The sequence below is a fragment of the Saccharopolyspora gloriosae genome (genome assembly GCF_022828475.1).
GTDB classification, from domain to species: Bacteria; Actinomycetota; Actinomycetes; order Mycobacteriales; family Pseudonocardiaceae; genus Saccharopolyspora_C; species Saccharopolyspora_C gloriosae_A.
Genome location: NZ_CP059557.1, coordinates 4,487,731 through 4,502,880 on the forward strand (window position 1 = coordinate 4,487,731; position 15,150 = coordinate 4,502,880).

The 15,150-nt window shown below is 70.7% G+C and carries 15 protein-coding genes and 1 tRNA gene; 10 read left to right on the forward strand and 6 right to left on the reverse strand.

From position 1 onward, the window contains the following. Positions 1-283: 283 nt before the first annotated feature. The 4 genes from H2Q94_RS19375 to H2Q94_RS19390 form a co-directional block, all read right to left on the reverse strand. Positions 284-1,663 (reverse strand): NtaA/DmoA family FMN-dependent monooxygenase, encoded by a 1,380-nt coding sequence (locus tag H2Q94_RS19375; RefSeq protein ID WP_243788618.1) that lies wholly within the window; start codon positions 1,661-1,663, stop codon positions 284-286. Then, positions 1,660-1,965: an LLM class flavin-dependent oxidoreductase gene (locus H2Q94_RS19380; protein WP_243788619.1), complete on the reverse strand. Its 306-nt coding sequence runs from the start codon at positions 1,963-1,965 to the stop codon at positions 1,660-1,662. The genes H2Q94_RS19375 and H2Q94_RS19380 overlap by 4 nt, the downstream gene beginning before the upstream one ends. A gap of 2 nt (positions 1,966-1,967) precedes the next feature. Then, entirely contained in the window at positions 1,968-3,128 is a 1,161-nt protein-coding gene (locus H2Q94_RS19385; protein WP_243788620.1) for an LLM class flavin-dependent oxidoreductase, read from the reverse strand. 128 nt (positions 3,129-3,256) lie between these two features. Further along, positions 3,257-3,331 (reverse strand) — tRNA-Cys (locus tag H2Q94_RS19390). A gap of 415 nt (positions 3,332-3,746) precedes the next feature. On the opposite strand from H2Q94_RS19390, the gene H2Q94_RS19395 reads away from it, so the two are divergent. Both H2Q94_RS19395 and H2Q94_RS19400 read left to right on the forward strand, forming a co-directional pair. Beyond that, positions 3,747-4,658, forward strand: a complete 912-nt coding sequence (locus H2Q94_RS19395) for a pseudouridine synthase (RefSeq protein ID WP_243788621.1) — start codon at positions 3,747-3,749, stop codon at positions 4,656-4,658. Between the two features lie 232 nt (positions 4,659-4,890). Beyond that, positions 4,891-5,334: a hypothetical protein gene (locus tag H2Q94_RS19400; protein ID WP_243788622.1), complete on the forward strand. Its 444-nt coding sequence runs from the start codon at positions 4,891-4,893 to the stop codon at positions 5,332-5,334. Between the two features lie 51 nt (positions 5,335-5,385). Here the strand turns inward: H2Q94_RS19400 and mftR are convergent, their stop codons facing one another. Next, positions 5,386-6,003 carry a mycofactocin system transcriptional regulator gene (gene mftR / locus H2Q94_RS19405; protein WP_243788623.1) on the reverse strand — a complete coding sequence of 206 codons (618 nt, stop codon included), beginning with the start codon at positions 6,001-6,003 and terminating at the stop codon, positions 5,386-5,388. Between the two features lie 82 nt (positions 6,004-6,085). On the opposite strand from mftR, the gene mftA reads away from it, so the two are divergent. The 6 genes from mftA to mftE all read left to right on the forward strand — a co-directional run bounded on the left by mftA (position 6,086) and on the right by mftE (position 10,758). Further along, a complete protein-coding gene (gene mftA, locus H2Q94_RS19410) occupies positions 6,086-6,196 on the forward strand; it encodes a mycofactocin precursor MftA (RefSeq protein WP_243788624.1) in 111 nt (36 codons plus the stop codon). After that, positions 6,174-6,479 (forward strand): mycofactocin biosynthesis chaperone MftB, encoded by a 306-nt coding sequence (gene mftB, locus H2Q94_RS19415; protein WP_243788625.1) that lies wholly within the window; start codon positions 6,174-6,176, stop codon positions 6,477-6,479. The genes mftA and mftB overlap by 23 nt, the downstream gene beginning before the upstream one ends. A gap of 261 nt (positions 6,480-6,740) precedes the next feature. Next, positions 6,741-7,940 carry a mycofactocin radical SAM maturase gene (mftC, locus tag H2Q94_RS19420; protein ID WP_243788626.1) on the forward strand — a complete coding sequence of 400 codons (1,200 nt, stop codon included), beginning with the start codon at positions 6,741-6,743 and terminating at the stop codon, positions 7,938-7,940. Beyond that, positions 7,941-8,729, forward strand: coding sequence for a mycofactocin-coupled SDR family oxidoreductase (locus H2Q94_RS19425; RefSeq protein ID WP_243788627.1), 789 nt, complete (start codon positions 7,941-7,943; stop codon positions 8,727-8,729). Beyond that, entirely contained in the window at positions 8,726-10,078 is a 1,353-nt protein-coding gene (gene mftF / locus H2Q94_RS19430) for a mycofactocin biosynthesis glycosyltransferase MftF (RefSeq protein ID WP_243788628.1), read from the forward strand. The genes H2Q94_RS19425 and mftF overlap by 4 nt, the downstream gene beginning before the upstream one ends. After that, a complete protein-coding gene (gene mftE / locus H2Q94_RS19435; RefSeq protein WP_243788629.1) occupies positions 10,075-10,758 on the forward strand; it encodes a mycofactocin biosynthesis peptidyl-dipeptidase MftE in 684 nt (227 codons plus the stop codon). The genes mftF and mftE overlap by 4 nt, the downstream gene beginning before the upstream one ends. A 485-nt stretch (positions 10,759-11,243) precedes the next feature. Here the strand turns inward: mftE and H2Q94_RS19440 are convergent, their stop codons facing one another. Beyond that, positions 11,244-12,605, reverse strand: a complete 1,362-nt coding sequence (locus H2Q94_RS19440; RefSeq protein ID WP_243788630.1) for a pyridoxal phosphate-dependent decarboxylase family protein — start codon at positions 12,603-12,605, stop codon at positions 11,244-11,246. A gap of 430 nt (positions 12,606-13,035) precedes the next feature. Between H2Q94_RS19440 and H2Q94_RS19445 the strand changes: the two genes are divergently transcribed. Both H2Q94_RS19445 and H2Q94_RS19450 read left to right on the forward strand, forming a co-directional pair. Then, complete coding sequence (locus H2Q94_RS19445) at positions 13,036-13,185, forward strand: hypothetical protein (RefSeq protein ID WP_243788631.1); 150 nt, start codon at positions 13,036-13,038, stop codon at positions 13,183-13,185. 98 nt (positions 13,186-13,283) lie between these two features. Then, on the forward strand, positions 13,284-15,128 hold the full coding sequence (locus H2Q94_RS19450; RefSeq protein WP_243788632.1) for an ABC transporter ATP-binding protein: 1,845 nt from the start codon (positions 13,284-13,286) through the stop codon (positions 15,126-15,128). Positions 15,129-15,150 lie beyond the last annotated feature (22 nt).

Genomic DNA, 15,150 nt, shown 5'->3' on the forward strand with positions numbered 1-15,150 from the left:
CGACGGCGGTCATCCGCCGGTGGACGGCCACCCGGCCCGCGCTGCGCGAGCCAGGAGTGCTCGCGCTCCCCTACCTGATCGACCATGTCTCCTCCGGCCTCGCGGACGCGGCCGAACACGCCGGGCCGCTGCTCGGGCGGCGGCCACCGCGGCTTCGACGTCGCGCGCCCCGGTCACGCGTTCACCGCCGCGGACTCGGCGTAGCCGGGTCAGCGCCTCCAGCAGCGGCACCGCGTCCAGGTGAGCCGTCTCCGTCACCACCGGCTTGCTGCCGCGTGCGAGGTCATCCGAGGGTCACGGCGTGCGCGCGGTGGGTCGGGTCGATCGTGTCACCGCGGCGGAACAGCTTCTCGCGCAGCGTGCCGGGGTAGTACTCGCGCTGGGCCAGCCCGCGCCGCTGCAGGACCGGCACCACGTGGTCGACCCACTCGTCCCACCAGCCCAGCGTGGTGATCGGGACGACGTTGAACCCGTCCACCCCGGCGTCGGCCCAGCGCTGCACCTCGTCGGCGATCTGCTCCGGCGTGCCGGCGAACCGGCCCGGCAGCAGGGCTTTCGACACGAGGAAGTCGCCGAAGGTCACCGGCGAGCCGTCCCCGTAGTCGGCGTCCGCGGCCGCACGCAGCATCGAACGGACGTGATCACCCAGCTCGACGCGGTCACGCAGCTCGTCGAGGGTGGTGTCCGGGTCGATGTCGGACAGATCGATTCCGCTGCCGCCGCTGAGGAAGGCGCGCAGGGCGGCGTAGTCGGCATTGTCGCGCAGGTACTGCTGCTTGCGGCGAGCCTCCTGCTCGGTCGACCCGATCACCGTGGACAGCTGGACGATCTTCTTGAGCGACTTCGGGTCCCGGCCCTGGGACACGGCGAGCTCGTCGAGCACCGCGATGTCGCGGGCCGCGGCCTCGGGGGTGTTCGACGGCAGGAAGGTCACCTCGGCGTTGCGGACCGCGAATTCCCGGCCCGCGCCCGAATTCCCGGCCTGGAACAGCACCGGGACCCGCTGCGGCGAGGGCTCGACGAGGTGCGGCCCGGCCACCTTGTACCGCTCGCCGTTGTGGTCGATGCGGTGGATCCGTTCGGGGGCGAAGAACCGGTTGGTCGCGGCGTCGTGCAGGACCGCACCGTCCTCCCAGGACTTCTGCCACAGCTTGTAGGTGACGTCGGCGTATTCCTGTGCCCACCGGTAACGCTCGTCGTGCGAGACGATCCGGTCGTAGCCGAAGTTCTGGAACCCGTTGGTGAGATAGGACGTGACGATGTTCCACGCGACCCGGCCGTCGGTGAAGTGGTCCAATGAGGACAGTTGGCGGGCGAACGAGAACGGGTGGCTCTGCACGATGTTGCTGGTGACCGCGATACCGAGGTGCTCGGTGACCAGGCCCAGCGCCGACACGATCGTGACCGGGTCGGGTTCGGGGAACTGCGAGCCGGCCCGGACGGTCGCGGTGCCGTCGCCGAACTCGAGGTCGTAGACGCCGGAGACGTCCGCGACGAACAACGCGTCGAACCGCCCCCGCTCCAGAGTCCGCACGACATCAACGTAGGGCTCCAGCTTCGTGTAGCCGTACTGCACCTGCCCCTCGGGTGTGCGCCAGTAGCCGTGGCTGTGGTGGTTGGGCGTCAGGTGCAGGAACGCGTTGTAGATCAGTTCGCGGGTCATCGCGTCGGCGGGTCCTTCGACTCGGGGTGTGCAGGGGCGCATCCCGGGACGGCGAGCCGTCGCAGCGACCCACCAGCACGCATACGCGCTCCGCACCGGACCGTCCGGGTGGTGCGCGCGGTGATCGCGGACAGCACCACCGGCGGCGAGCTCGCCACGGTGCGCCCGGCGTGGTGCTCGCCGAATCCGAAGTGGTCCGGGCCGATCTGCAGCGTGTCGTCGACGTGTTCCGCGGTGCCCCGGCGGGTCCCGGTCACCGGGTCCGGTTCGGTGCTGCCGAGGCTCAGCACGTCGAGCCGCACCGTCAGCGCTCCCCTGCCGGGTGGTCGGCCCACGCCTTCGCCAGCAGCTCGAACGAGCGGAGGCGGTCCTGGTGGTCGTGGGTGATCGTCGTGATCAGCAGCTCGTCGGCCCCGGTGACTCGGCGCAGCACGTCGAGCCGTTCCACCACGGTCTCCGGGGAGCCGACGATGCGGGTCTGCAGCCGGTCGGCGACGACGGCGCGCTCGGGGTCGGTCCAGGTGCGCCGGTCCGCTTCGGCCGGGGTCAGGTAGGGCTGGGCGCCATCTCCGTAGCGGATGTCGTGCACCCAGCCGGCGAACGGCTTGGCGAGTTCCTGCGCGGTGGCGTCGTCGTCGGCGACCAGCACGTCCGCGGAGACCACGAGGTACGGCCGGTCCAGCCGCGCGGAGGGCTCGAAGGACTCGCGGTAGGACGCGGCCGATTCGAGCACCGTGCTCGGCGTGACGTGGTAGTTCGACACGAACGGCAACCCGAGCCGCCCCGCCGCGCGGGCACTGGGTCCGGCGCTGGCCCCGAGCACCCACACCTGCAGCAGCGCGTCTTCCGCGGTGAGCGCGTGCGCCTCCTGCCCGTCGGCGTCGCGGAACGTTCCCTCGAGGAATGCGAGCACCTCGCGCACCTGCTCGTCGTACTCCGGTTGCGCTGTTCCGCCGAGCAGCCGGACGTGCGCTTCGAGCCGTTGCGCGCGAGCCCGCGACAGGGGGCCGCCGCGCGTGGTGCGCGGCACCGGAAGTCCGTCGACGAACACGGGTTCCGGCGGGCTCACCGGCTCGTCGGACGGTTCCCGTTCGAGTGCGGCTTTGGCGAGCTCGACGAACTTCGCCAGACCGGAGCGCCCGAGTCCGAGATCGATCCGGTCCGGGTGCAGCTGAGCGATGGTGCCGAAGTCCTCCGCGACCTGCAGCGGAGAGCGCTGCCCGAGCAGCACCGCACCGGAACCGACCCTGATGCGGCGGGTCGCGGCCGCCACCGAGGCGATCAGCACCGCCGGGGAGGACGAGGCGACGCCCGGCACCAGGTGATGTTCGGCCAGCCAGAACCGCCGGTAGCCGTACCGCTCGACGTGCTGGGCGAGGTCGACCGTGTCCCGCAGGGCGCTCGCGGCCGTTCCACCCGAGGGGACCGGCGCCAGGTCGAGGACCGAGAGCGGAACCGATGTCATCAATGCCTCCCGTGTTCCCGCTGCACGCGGGTGAAACCGGCCGAACGGCTCAGCGGGCGACGAGCCGCCAGGGACGCCACGTGCCGACTGCCCGGATGCGGCAAAGCCGACTCGCCGACGAGGGAAAGTGGAGGCGGAGACGGGATTCGAACCCCGTGTGCAGGGCTTTGCAGGCCCTTACCTGGCCGCTCGGTCACTCCGCCACGAAACGATTCCGGCGGTGCCGCCGGACGATCGAGAGAAAAGTCCACATCGGACCAACAACGGCCGGAGAACCGCCGGCCGGTCGGAGGTGCACTGCTCAGGGCAGCGCTGGGGCACAGATCGCGCTCGCGTGCCGCCGAAGGTCGACGTGCAGGCGAGCGAAGAAGAACCGCGCCGCGAAATCCACACCACGATTCTTGCCCCGCGCCCTGCCCCGGTCAACACTTCGAGGAGGCGTCCCACTGGCTGGACGATCTTCACCGGAACCCTTCCCGTCCACCACGAGTCCGTGCGATCTGAGCGTTGTCCGGTCAGCGGCGAAGCCGATGAGCAGTGGCCACCCGAGCAAGCTGAGGTTCCGCCGCCCGGACACCTGCGCGAGCCCTCCCGCCTGGACTCGTACGCTGGCCGACGATGCGCCGCAAGCTCCGATCTCCGCTACCGCAACGCGACGGGCTGGACGCCGCGCGGATGCGGACACCGGACACCGGGGCGTGGGCGACGATGCGGGACCACCTCGTCGACCGGTTGCCGATCCCCTCCGGCGAGGTCGACCGGATGCTGCGGGAGCAGCGCGTCGCCCGGCTGGACGGAACCTTCGTCGACGCTGCCACCCCGTTCGAGCCGGGTTCGTTCCTGTGGATCCAGCGCGAGCTCCCGGCGGAGACGCCGGTGCCGTTCGAACTCGACGTCCTGCACCGCGACGAGCACCTGCTGGTCGTGGACAAGCCGCACTTCCTGGCCACCACCCCGCGCGGCGGGCACGTCGCCGAGACGGCGCTGATCCGGCTGCGCCGCGCCCTGGAACTGCCGGAGCTCAGCCCCGCGCATCGGCTGGACCGGATGACGGCGGGCCTGGTGCTGTTCACGGTGCACGAGGCCGCCCGCCGGGAATACCAGCTGCTGTTCCAGAACCGCTTGGTGCACAAGGAATACGAGGCGATCGCGCGCCACGACCCGAGCCTGTCGCTGCCGACGGTGGTGCGCAGCAGGATCGTCAAGGAACGCGGCGTGCTCCAAGCCCACGAGGTATCGGGGCCGGTGAACGCGGAGACCCGCGTCGAGATCGTCGAACGCCGCGAGGACGCCGCCCGCTACCGGTTGCTTCCCGAGACCGGGCGAACCCACCAGCTCCGGGTGCACCTGGCTTCGCTGGGCGTGCCGATCATCGGCGACGACCTCTACCCGCGAGTGCGGGATCGCGCGGCGGACGACTTCACGGATCCGTTGCGGCTGCTGGCGAAAGCCCTCGTTTTCACCGATCCGATCACGGGCGCGCAACGACGCTTCGAGAGCCGCCGCACCCTCTCCTGGCCGAGCGCCTGAGGCCCGCCGCCGCGACACAAGGCTCCATTGCACCGAACGTGATCGACCGTGCACGATTCCGGGTACGCCCGCGAACCCGCACGTCCGACCTACGAACTACGGTTGGCGCACCACCGACCGCATACCGTGGCGACCGCAGGATGTTCGCAGCGGCGGTGAGCTGTTTCGTACGATTGCGCGAGTCGTGACAGGACGATCGACAAGGGCAACATCCGCTGCGGGAGGCGTCCGGATGAACTGGAAACTGCAAGGGGCCATCGCCGGGGGCGCCGTCGTGCTGATCGCCGTCATCGCCTACCTGGTCGTCCCCTTCGGTTCGAGCTCCGACGTGTCGATCGACACGCCCGACGACGACTACCGGTTCTCCAGGGACTTCCTGGTCAGGGTGTCCGGAGAGGTCCCCGAGCCGGACCGGATATGGATCGTCACCGAGGACGAGCAGGGCACGTGGCGCCCGCTCGAAGAAGCCACCGCGAGCCCGAAGGGCGGGCGCAGCGCCACGGTGCGCGCGGGCAAGGTGACCTCGCCGGTGCGGCTCTGCGCGGTGCGCACGGACACGGCGGCCGCCGACGTCTTCCACGGCTCCACGGTGGACAACAAGCCGACGCCCGGAGCCCCGGAGTTACCGCCGGGAGCCGAAGAGCTCGACTGCACGGACGTGGAACCCGCCCGGTAAGCGTTCCGCCCGCAGGCCACCGGAACCTCAGCGGCCCCCGCGCAGTCGAGCTCAGTCCGCCGCGAAGCCAGCGGCCAATCGCCGCAGGGCGCTGTCGAGGGTGGCGCAGAGATCCGCTCCGGGCCGCTCCAGCCAATGGTCGTAGGCGGCCAGCGCCGCCCCCAGCGCGGCGTGGGCGATGGTCTGCGGCTCCAGCGCCCTCGCGGACGTGCCCAGGCGCTCGGCGGCGAAGTCGGCGACCACCGCTCGCCAGTCGGCGTAGCGCAGCGTCGAATGCGCCTGCAACGCCGGGACGCGGAGGATGAGTTCGAGGCGGCGGCGGTGGCGTTCGGTCTCGGCGGGCTCAACGCGGTTGAACTCGACGACGACCACGCGGATCGAGTCCATCAGCGGTTCCTCGGGCGGGCGGGCGCGGAACCGCTCGCGCATCACGTCGAGCTGCTCGGTGAAGGCGCCCCAGACGACGTCGTTCTTCGAGTCGAAGTAGCGGAAGAAGGTGCGCCGCCCGATTCCGGCGGAGCGGGCGATCCGCTCGACGGTCGTCTGCTCGAAGCCGTCGGAGTCGAACAGCTCGAACGCGACGCGCTCCAGTTCGACGGGGCTCGTCGTGCGGCGTCGCCCAGGCCCCGCTCCTGCTCTGGACGGGTGAACGGATGCTGGTCCGGCCATTGATCTCTTCCATTGTGACACTCGGTGTCGTTATTGTGTGCTCGCCATCACAACGCAGCAGGTGATCGGGAGGAAGCATCCCATGAGCGAGTCCCAGCACAGCGCGCCCGCCGAGACCGCCCCGGTGGACGGCGTCGAAGACGATCTGCTCGTCGAGGAAGTGTCGATCGATGGCATGTGCGGCGTCTACTGAGTCCGGCGCGGCGACCGGTTTCGACCCCGGCCGGCCGCACCGCCTGAGCCCTGGCGTCTCGCTGCGCCCGGAACGTTTCGGCGCGCTCGTCTACGACTTCACCACCCGGCGGCTGTCGTTCCTCAAGACGACCGAGCTCGTCGCCGTGGTCCGCGAACTCGAGAACCAACCGGACGTGCACTCCGCGCTCACCGAAACCGGCGTGCCCGCCGAACAGCACCCGCGCTACCTCGAAGCCCTCGCCGGATTGCACGACAAGGGCACCATCCGTCTCCGCGACTGAGAAGCCTGCCGGGACGATCTTCGTCATGGGTCGGACAGCGGAACGATCTTTCGTCCGGTCAGCGGCGGAGCCGATGAGCAGCGACCACTGACTCAGCCGGACCACCAGCGGGTTCTCAGTGGTCTTCTCGCGAGGACGGCGATCGTGCGTGTGGCGGAGCCACTCGAAGAATCGATCCCGCAGCGAGAAGGCCGCTGAGGTTCCGCCACCCGCGCCCCACGCAGCACAAGTTCAAGGACCGAACACGCAAGGAGAAGCTCCATGCGGCTCGTCGAGCACTTCCAGCACGGTCTGGACTCCCCGATCTGCCTCACCTGGGAACTGACCTACGCCTGCAACCTGTCCTGCGTGCACTGCCTGTCCGCCTCGGGGCGGCGGGATCCTCGGGAGCTGTCCACGGCCGAGTGCAAAGCGGTCATCGACGAGTTCCAGCGCATGCAGGTGTTCTACGTGAACATCGGCGGTGGTGAACCCACCGTGCGCTCCGACTTCTGGGAGCTCGTGGAGTACGCCGTCGACCACCAGGTGGGCGTCAAGTTCTCCACCAACGGAGTCCGGCTGACCCCGGAGCGAGCGCGCTGGCTCGCGCGAACCGACTACGTCGACGTGCAGCTCTCGTTGGACGGGGCGACCGCCGAGGTCAACGATCGGGTGCGCGGCTCGGGCTCCTACGACACGGCGCTGACCGCGATGGCGAACCTGCGCGACGCCGGGTTCCGCGACTTCAAGATCAGCGTGGTGTTGACCAGGGAGAACGTCGGCCAGCTCGACCGGTTCAAGGAGATCGCCGACGAGTACGGGGCGCAGCTTCGCATCACCCGGCTCCGCCCCTCGGGGCGCGGCGCGGACGTGTGGGACGAACTGCACCCGACCGCCGAACAGCAGCGGGAGATCTACGACTGGCTCGTCGCGCACGGCGAGGGCGTGCTCACCGGGGACTCTTTCTTCCACCTCAACGCGCTCGGTTCCACCCCGCTTCCCGGCCTGAACCTGTGCGGCGCGGGCCGCGTCGTGTGCTTGATCGACCCGGTCGGCGACGTGTACGCGTGCCCGTTCGCGATCCACTCCGAGTTCCTCGCGGGCAACGTGCGCGACGACGGCGGGTTCGGTTCGGTGTGGCGAGAATCGGAGCTGTTCGAGCGGCTGCGGGAACCGCAGACCGGTGGCGCGTGCACCTCCTGCTCGGCTTACGACGCCTGCCAGGGCGGCTGCATGGCGGCGAAGTTCTTCACGGGGCTGCCGCTGGACGGGCCGGACCCGGAATGCGTGCTGGGCAACGGGGAACGCGCGCTGGCCGGTGTCGGCGCGGGCGTTCCCAAGCCGGACAAGGACCATTCGCACCGCACCGCGCCGCGGAAGAAGCAGCCCGTGACGGTCGGCATCGGCTGGGGACCGCCGGAACCCGAGGCGATTCCGGATCGTGCGTGCGACACCAGCCCTCTCGCCGGGTTCCGGCCGTAGATGGGCGAGCCCGGAGTCGCCATCGTCACCGGAGCCGCTCGCGGCATCGGGGCCGCCGTGGTGCGGCGGCTGGCCGGGAGCGGCTGGCGGGTGGTCGCGGTGGATCGGTGCGCCGACGATCCTCGCGTCGACTATCCGTTGGGCACTGTCGAGCAGCTTTCCGCGCTGGCCGGGGAATTCCCCGGCTCGGTGGTCGAATTCGCCGCCGATGTGCGGGATCTCGACGCGCTGCGGACGGCCGTCGCGCTGGCCGAGGAGCGGTTCGGCGGGCTGGACGCGGCGGTCGGCGCGGCGGCGCTGATGGCGGGCGGAAAGCCGTTCTGGGAGGCCGACGACGCGGAGTGGGACGCGTTGTTCTCCGTCGGCGTGGACGGCCTCGCCCACCTGGCCAAGGCCGCCGTGCCCGCGTTGCTGCGCCGACCCGAACCGCGTTCGGGACGGTTCGTGGCGCTCGCCTCGGCCGCCGCGCACACCGGGCTGTGGCGCCTGACCTCCTACAACGCCGCGAAGCACGCCGTGGTCGGGCTGATCCGCGGCCTGGCGACCGACCTGCGCGGCACCGGGGTGTGCGCCACCGCCGTTTCGCCCGGTTCCACTCGCACGGACATGCTCGACGCCAGCGCCGCGCTCTACGACCTGTCCGATGTGGACGAGTTCGCGGCACATCAGCTCACCGAACGGATCCTGGAACCGGACGAGGTCGCGGCAGTGGTGGCGTTCCTGTGCTCACCGGACTCCTCGGCGATCACCGGGACCGTCGTGCACGCCGACGGCGGCTTCACCGCATGACCGCCGCGGTGCCCGCGGGGACTCGGCTGGTGCCGGACTCCTCGCTGCGGCGCATCGGCGGCGGCCGGGTGCTGCTGGGCGGGTCACCGGTGCGGCTGCTGCGCGTCGGGCACACCGCCGCCCGGCTGGTCGGCCGCTGGTTCGCGGGGGAACCGGTGCGCTCCGGCGGAAACCTGGCTCGGCGGCTGCTCGACGCCGGGCTCGCCCATCCCGAACCGCCGCCCGCCGTGCTCGGACCGGCCGATGTGACGCTGGTGATCCCGGTGAAGGACGATCCGGCCGGGCTCGCCGCGCTGCTGGCCGCCACCGCGGACCTGCCGAACCGGATCGTCGTGGACGACGGTTCCGCCCGGCCCGTCCCTGCGGCCACGGTGCGGCACCGGACTCCGCGCGGCCCAGCCGCCGCGCGCAACGCCGGGTGGCGACAGGCCGCCACGGAGCTCGTCGCGTTCCTCGACGCCGACGCGCTGCCGGAACCCGGCTGGCTGGAGCCGCTGCTGCGCCAGTTCACCGACCCGGCGGTGTCGGCGGCGGCACCTCGCGTCCGCGGTGCACCGGCCGACGGCTCGCTCGCCGCCTACGAGGCGGACCGCTGCGGCCTCGACCTGGGCGGCGAACCGGCGGCCGTGCGGCCGATGACCCGGGTGAGCTATGTGCCCAGCGCCGCGCTCGTGCTGCGCCGCGACTCCCTCGACGAGGCGGGCGGGTTCGACGAGGCGCTGCGGTTCGGCGAGGACGTCGACCTGGTGTGGCGGTTGATCGGCACCGGCGGGACCGTCCGGTACGTGCCGGACTCGGTGGTGCGGCACCGGTCGCGCCCCCGGTTGCGCGCGTGGCTGCGGCAACGCTTCGACTACGGCGGCTCCGCCGCGCCGCTGTCCCGGCGGCATCCGGGACTGCTCAGCTGCGCCCGGCTGTCCGGGTGGAGCGCCGCGTCCTGGGCGGCACTCGCCGCCGGGCGCCCGATCGCCGCCGTCGCGCTCGCCGTGCGCGCTGCCGGTGCGCTGCCGCGCAGGCTGCGGGCGTACGGCGTGCCGGACGGGGAGTCGTGGCGGCTGGCCGTGCTCGCGCACCTCGGTGCCGGTCGGTTGCTGGCCGAAGCGGTGCGCCGCGCCTGGTGGCCGCTGCTGGTGCCGCTCGCGCTCATCTCCCGGCGAGGCAGGCTCGTGCTGCTCGCCGCGTTGCTGCCGTGCGCGCTGGAGACGGTTCGGGCGGGCCGGAGCCCGAGCTGGTTCGTGCTGCGAGTGCTCGACGACCTCGCCTATTCGTGCGGGGTGTGGGCCGGGTGCGTGCGACACCGCACGGCGGCCGCGCTGCTGCCGCAGTTCACCGGAGGATCGTCACGATGAGCAATGAGCTGGGGGCGATGCGCTGGCCGGAGCTCGCCGCGCCGACGCTGGCGATCCCGCTGGGCGCCACCGAACAGCACGGTCCGCACCTGCCGCTGCGCACCGACACCGCCATCGCCGAAGCGCTCTGCGCACGGCTCGCCCAGCGGGTGGAGGGCGTGGTCGTGGCGCCCGCGGTGCCGTACGGCGCCAGCGGTGAGCACGCGGGGTTCCCCGGCACCCTCTCGATCGGGCATGAGGCACTGCGGTTGCTGCTGGTGGAACTGGTGCGTTCCGCCGACCACTTCGCGGGCGTGGTCCTGGTCAACGGGCACGGCGGAAACCTGCTCACCGCGCACCGGGCGGCCGAACTGCTGCGTTGCGAAGGCAGGCGGGTCCTGCTGTGGTCACCGGACGGCCCCGCCGACGACAGCCACGCCGGGCGCACCGAAACGTCCGCGATGCTCCACTTGCATCCCGGGGAGGTCGCCATGGACGCGGCCACGGCAGGCAACACCGAACCGCTCACGGAACTCCTGCCCCGCCTCCGCTCCGGCGGCGTACGCGCGGTCAGCCCCAACGGCATCCTCGGCGACCCCACGCACGCGACCTCCACAGCCGGCGAAGCCACCCTCGCCCACTGGACCGACTCCCTCACCCGAGCGGTCTCAACCTGGCGCCACGAACCTCACCATCCCTGAGATGAACGCTCCTTTGACCAGTGGAGTGGTCCCCGGGCGTTGGACTGGAAATCCAATTCCAGCTCGCGGGGAGTGGTCGGTGTATCCGCATGGTTCGTTGTCCGAGCAGCAGCGTGCGGCTGCTGCGGGGGCGAGCTCGTCGGCGTCGGCCGCGCCTGGACACGACGGCGCCCCGGCAGGTCGGGCGGCCTGCCGGGGCGCGTCGCGGGATCAGCGTTGAGCCGGGATCTCCTGCCCACCGGAGCGTTCCGGAGGCCCACCGCGGACGAAGCGGTGGCGAGCGTCGGCGATGGTGCGGGACTCGGCCCACATGGTGTGCAGGAAGGCCGGCCGGACTCTCCTGGCGCGGACGGACGAGCGAGTTGCCATTCAGTGACCCCCGAAGACTTCGATGCGTTGACACGGCGCCGCGCCCGTCCGTTTCCAGGCGAGCGCACCACCCCGGATGCCCTGCCGGTTCGGGGAACAAACCGACTCGCACAAGGTCATTCGGCGGCTCGCCGCGCCAAGTCCTCGATCTCGCCGTGGCACCGCTCGATCCAGTGCTCGTGCTCCGGTTTCAACAGCACACTGCGCAAGATCCGCGCGTGCGGCACGTCGTGTCGAACCTGATGTCCACGCGCCCGCAGGTCCGCGCCCGCGACTTCGAGCGCGGCCAGGTACACGCCGCGCTCCTGGCGCATCCCGTCGTGCAGCATCCGCATCGAGCGTTGATCCACAGTGGACATGTCGGCGGCGGCGGGCAGGACCGTGACGATGTCCAGTTCCGGTCGCTGGTAGGCGGTCAGCACCGGCGACTCGGCCAGCAGTTCGGACCAGCGCAGCGCCGCCCGTCGACCCGCCCGCAGCACCCGCCCGAGCCCCTCCGGGGTGGGTGGCAACAGGCGCAACGTCAGCCACAGCGCCGCAGCGGCCGCGCCGGAACGGGAGCACTCCAGCGAGATCTCCCCCAGGTGCGGCTCCTGCGACGAGTAGTAGGTGGCCGGCGAGTCATGCCGGTAGAACCGCGCCACCGAAGGGTCCGCGAACAGCACCGCCCCGCACCCGTAGGGCTGCAGGCCGTGCTTGTGCGGGTCCACCACCACCGAGTCGCATTCGGCGATGGCCCGGAACGGCGCGGCGGTGACCCCGTCCGGCGAGTCGTCGGCGATCAGCGCGAAGAACCCGCCGCACGCGGCATCGACGTGGATCCGGAATCCGTGGCGCCGCCGCAACTCCAGCACCTCGTCGACCTGATCGACCGCTCCCAGCGACGTCGTCCCGGCCGTGAGCACGACCGTGCCGATGTTCTCCTTGCCCAGCAAGGATTCCAGCCGCCCCAGATCCATCCGGCCCACCCGGTCCACTGGAACGGGCACCGACCGCACGCCGAGCAGGTGGCAGTTGCGGGCGTGGGAGTAGTGCGCCTGCGCGCTGTGCGCGATGGCCGTGCCGGGACGCGTTTCCCGCGCTACGAACAGACCTTCGAGGTTCGCGGCGGTGCCGCTGGAGGTGAGGTGGCCGAGCGCGTCCGGCATTCCCAGCATCACCGCCAGCCACCGCACCGCCTCCCGCTCCAGCTCGGTGGTGGACGGCCCGCCGTCGAGCGCGTGGTTGTTCGGGTTCAGCAGCATCGTCGCCAAGTAGCCGACCACCGCCGCCGGATGCGGTGGTTTGATCAACTGGCCCAGATACCGAGGGTGGTGGAACGGGTAGGTGTCACGCAGCCGGTCGATCAGTTCCTCGAAGGACGCCGCGAAATCGGCGTCGGAGATCACCGCGTCCGGATGCGGCGCCACCTCACCGAAATCCCGCTGCCACCACGAGATCTCGTCGACCGCCCGGCCCACCCACGCCCGAAGGTTCATCCGCGCCTCCTCCTGGCGACCATGTTCCTCGGACGACAGCGCGTGTCCAGTCGGCGAGGGTTCGCGAATTCGGGAGATCAGCTGGAAATCAGGGCCGATAGTCCTCTGGGCAGCGCCCGCCGTTTGGGGTCTACTCGTTGGCAGGTCGGGTCGTTCGCCGAATGGGGGGCACCCACCTTCTGGAAGAAACCACTGGAGAAGCACGCAGAGGTCCGGAAAAGACACCGGCAACAACGCCGACCGGTACGGAAACGTGCCGGTTTCGCCGACGGCAGACGATCCGCACGACTGCTGACCGTAGGTGCGTTCGGCGAACCAGGGTGAGTCCGGGGTCGTGACCCGGCATCGAGTTTCCGCGGCATCGACCGGGGGAACATCACAGAAGACGTTCTTCTCTGGGGAAATCGGCAATGCGGAAAGGTGCATGGCGATGAGCAGCATCAAGAGCGTGTTCGTGTACGTGAACAACCGCCGCCGCAAGCACGGCTGGGGCTGGGGCTGGGGCCACGGCTGGGGCTGGGGCCACGGCTGGGGCCACGGCTGGGGCTGGGGCCACCACCACTGGGGCCACAAGAAGTAGCGACGCGGCTCATGTCCGGGTGACGCCCGCACCTCCCTGGTGCGGGCGTCACTCCCGTCGGCAACAGGGGGTACGACGTGCGGGGACCGATACGGTGGTTGTTCGATCCACCGGCCGCCGAAGAGGCGGGATTGGTGGAGACCGCGCCATCGATCGGAGTCCGGGAGATCTTCCGGCGTTTCTGGCCCGATGCGAGGCCGTTCCGCTGGTACATGGTGCTGAGCCTCGCGCTGGTGCTCGTCTCGCCGCTGCTGGACGCCGCGGCGATTTGGATGTTCAAGGTCCTCATCGACGAAGTCCTCACACCGCGGGACTTCTCGATGTTCCCGTGGGTGGCGGGGGCCTACGCCATCATCACGATCGTCAACGGCGTCGTCGGCTTCGGCGAGAGCTACGTGACGGTGTGGATCGGTGAGCACTTCCTGAACCGCTTGCGGATCCGGGTGTTCACCCACCTGCACACGTTGTCGGTGGACTTCTTCGACCGGCGCAGACTCGGCGACACGCTGAGCAGGCTCACCACCGACGTGGCCTCGATCGAGGCGCTGGTGCTGTCCGGCATCACCCAGACCGCGGCATCGCTGATCAAGATCGTGCTGTTCGCCGGGGTGCTGTTCTACCTCGACTGGCGGCTGGCGGTCGTGGCGCTGCTGGTGGTGCCGCTGTTCCTGTTCATCGCGCGGTTCTTCGCGCAGCGCATCAAATCCGCGTCCCGCGAGGTCGCCGGGCGCACCGGTTCCATCAGCACCGTGGCCGAGGAGAGCCTCGGCAACGCGCCGCTGATCCAGGCCTACGGGCGCGAGTCCGCGGAGGTGCGGCGGTTCTCCCGGCAGAGCCGGTCGAGCTTGTCCGCGGAGCTGTCGGCGGCCCGCATCGGTGGTCTGTTCGAGCCGCTGGTGGACCTGCTGGAGGTCATGGCGATCATGGCCATCGTCGGCGTCGGCATCTGGGAGCTGTCGGCGGGACGCATCACCCTAGGCGGGCTGCTCGCGTTCCTCGTGTACCTCTCGCAGCTCTACCAACCGGTGAGCAACCTCGGGCAACTGTCCAATGTGGTCTTCGGGGCGGCGGCCAGCGCGGAACGCATCCTGGAACTGTTCAACCAGCGCCCGCACGTTCCCACGCCGCACGACCCGAAGCCGCTCGACCGCGTGCACGGCAAACTGCGGGTGGACCAGGTCGGGTTCCACTACCCGGACACCGTCGACGAGGTCCTCAACGACGTGAACGTCACCGCCGACCCCGGCGAGCGCGTCGCGATCGTCGGCGCCAGCGGTGCGGGGAAGTCGACGCTGACGAAGCTGCTGCTGCGGTTCTACGACCCGGACCGGGGCAGCATCAGCCTCGACGACACGGACCTGCGCGAACTGGACCCGAAGGAACTCCGTTCGAAGATCGCGATCGTGCTGCAGGAGACGCTGCTGCTCGACGGCACCATCGAGGAGAACATCCTGGCGGGCAAACCGGACGCGGATCGCGAGGAACTCGTCGAAGCCGCCAGGGCCGCCGACGCGCACGACTTCATCGACTCGCTTCCCGAGGGGTACGCAACCCGGGTCGGGCAGCGCGGCCGGTTGCTCTCCGGCGGGCAGCGCCAGCGCATCGCCATCGCCCGCGCGATGATCCGGGACGCGCCGATCCTGCTGCTCGACGAGCCGACCGCGAGCCTCGACGCCGAAGCGGGGCAACGCATCCTCGGTCCGCTGAACCGGTTGATGGCCGGGCGCACCACGATCGTCATCTCGCACAACCTGCTGACGGTCACCGACGCCGACAAGATCCTCTACCTGGAGCACGGCCGCGTCACCGGCCTCGGCACGCACTCCGAACTCCTCGAGGGCAACAACGGTTACGCGCACCTGTACCACCTGCACCACCCGTCGGCGGAGCTCGTCCCCGGCGCCCCCGCGCAGCGCAACGGTGAGACGCGGGAGCACACGTGATCACCGCGACCGAACAACAACC